The organism is Bradyrhizobium algeriense (assembly GCF_003062295.1).
Classification (GTDB): domain Bacteria; phylum Pseudomonadota; class Alphaproteobacteria; order Rhizobiales; family Xanthobacteraceae; genus Bradyrhizobium; species Bradyrhizobium algeriense.
Window position 1 is genome coordinate 1 of sequence record NZ_PYCN01000144.1, and the last position, 1,307, is coordinate 1,307.

The window sequence follows — 1,307 nt, forward strand, 5'->3', positions numbered from 1 at the left end:
GATAATCCCGCTCAATGCGCCAGCGCAGCTTCGCCAGATCAACAAGGTCCCGCAGGACAGTGTCGGCTGGTAGGGTCGAGAGCCAGTACTTGGTCGGCCGCTTCTCGCCCTCTGGCCACTCGATCAAGCACCACTCCTCCGGCCGCAGGGTCGCACGCCAGTAGTCGCGGTGCGCCGGCCGAACGCGGACGGCCGCAAAGCGCGACGTCAGCGGAACCTTGGAGCCTTCACGCCACGTGACGACGTGCCAAGCCTTGTGGGGCAGATCTTTCGCTAACTTCAGGGCTGAGACCGGCTTATGCTGAGCGTCCCTCCGCAACAGTGTGGGCGGACGCCCACGCCCGCTCCAGGGCTGCGGCGGCAGGGGCCCGGTGCCGGGCGCCCACAGGCTGGTGCTCGACGCAATCCCCACGATGTAGATCAGGCCCATCCGGGTCAGTGCCGTGCGAAACGCCGTCTCAGAGCCATAGCCGGCATCCGCCAGCACCACCGCCCGAGACACTCCCGCCAACAGCGCCGCCCGGATCTGAGCGAGTGCGATGGTGGGTTTGCTGTGGAAGGCAACGGTCTCTGGCACACCGGCCTTGATCCGTCGCTCGGGATCCAGCGCCCACTCCTTGGGCAGATACAGCTGAAAGGCGATCGGCAGACTGGCGTCGTCGTTGGCCAGCGACAGGCTCACGGCGACCTGGCAGTTGTCCTGCTTGCCCAACTGTCCGCAGTACTGGCGCGCCACCCCGACCGAATGGCTGCCCTTCTTGGGAAAGCTGGTGTCATCGATGATCCAGGCCCGGATGGCCCCATGCCGTTCGATGACGGGCAGCACTTGCTGGCGCACGCTCGCCAGCAGGATCTCATCCGACCACTCGGCCTGCGCCACGAGATGGTGCAGAGATTGGTGGGCCGCCTGGGCGCGGTCGGGTGCGAGCCGGGCCGCCATGGGCTCAATGCTCTTGCGTTCGCCCGGCAGGAGGAGCCCGGTACAGTAGGCCTGCATCGGGGCAATCCGATCGGCATGGCCGAGCCCTTCCGCAAGGGCATCAACATAGGCGGCAAACCGCGCCTCGCGCGTCTCTGATGGGATAGGAAGGTTCATCACACGCCTCCGCATGATGGATCTCCCGACTATAGCTCGCCTCGTGAGTTTATGACACAGTAGTACTAAGCGGCCGTTCAGAGGTGAGAACCCGTCAACGGTGAAAGAGCTGACGAGGTCACTGTGTGCAGACGGTAGTGGGCCTTAACCGTGTGTCACTTCGCTAATCAGTTGTGATAGCCTGTCCGACCAGACTGCGAGGTGGGTCATA

At 64.5% G+C, this 1,307-nt stretch carries 1 protein-coding gene; it reads right to left on the minus strand.

Annotated features, from left to right (window positions below; translation table 11 throughout):
* On the minus strand, positions 1-1,096 hold a 1,096-nt coding region (locus tag C7G61_RS42750), incomplete at its 3' end, for an IS701 family transposase (protein ID WP_108523416.1).
* Positions 1,097-1,307: the final 211 nt, after the last annotated feature.